General features: G+C 39.9%; 1 protein-coding gene. It reads left to right on the top strand.

Annotation, left to right across the window (positions count from 1 at the left end):
• Positions 1-329: 329 nt before the first annotated feature.
• Positions 330-965, top strand: a 636-nt coding sequence (locus CCU_RS04690; protein WP_208895993.1) for an L-2-amino-thiazoline-4-carboxylic acid hydrolase, incomplete at its 3' end; no start/stop codon positions are given.

The raw sequence follows: 965 nt of genomic DNA, 5'->3' as shown, positions 1-965 counted from the left end.
ATAATACTTGATTATCCATCATTTTTTGTCTTTATCTCAATATCCACGACTACTTAATAATATAATAACAAACTATATCATATTTGCCATTAAATGTCATCACTATATTATTTGTTTTCACTATATGCAAATGTTTTTATATTGTTTTTCTATAGATATATATTTTCCCCAACTTAACAAAAATTTTCAATACATTATTGTTTGTTATCCTGAACTTTATATGATAAAATTTATCCAGTTAGTATATTCTAACCCAATAGTTAAATTAAATTTGTCAGCCACACCACTGCAGATTCTAGGCTGGCATCAGGTTATGGGAGATAAATGAGATGAAATGGGCATATTCAGTATCGAGCTATGCAAAGCTCTATGAAAAATACTGCAAAGAAAATCTTCCGTCCGAGGCGGATGATATATTCAAAAAGGCTGATGAATATTACAGGGAATTTATGCGCAGGGACATGCCGGATCTCGGCAAAAATATGATGGCGGCCAATATGTATGACTGGTTCACCATCATATCATTTTATGAGGCAAGCGATCACAGGCTTGACGGCGAGGTTCTTCTCACGATCAAACGGGAATCTACTGAGAAGATGAAATTCCTTGGAAAAATTGTCAATGGCAACAAGAGCAACTGGCCATACAAAGTATTTGAAAAAACCTATGTGAAGTTCAACAAAATGCAACAGGAACACCAGGCTAAAGGAGAATGGATGGATAGCTGGAAAGTTGAGATCAACCCAGATGGCAGGACTGAAGGGTTCTGCTTCCATCTGATCGGCTGCCCTATAGCCAAGCATGCGAAGGAGCACGGCTATGCAGATCTGCTCCCTTATCTGTGCAGAACTGACCACTACCTTGCGGAGGTCATGCACGCCCGCCTGATCCGTACACAGACCGAGGCTCTTGGCGGTGATTGCTGCGACTACTGGTATGTCGGCGACGAAAGTCCTGCACTGGAG

Source organism: Coprococcus sp. ART55/1, assembly GCF_000210595.1.
GTDB lineage: Bacteria > Bacillota > Clostridia > Lachnospirales > Lachnospiraceae > Coprococcus > Coprococcus aceti.
Note: the sequence above shows the minus strand (reverse complement) of the source record. Positions and strands in the feature narration are given on the sequence as shown.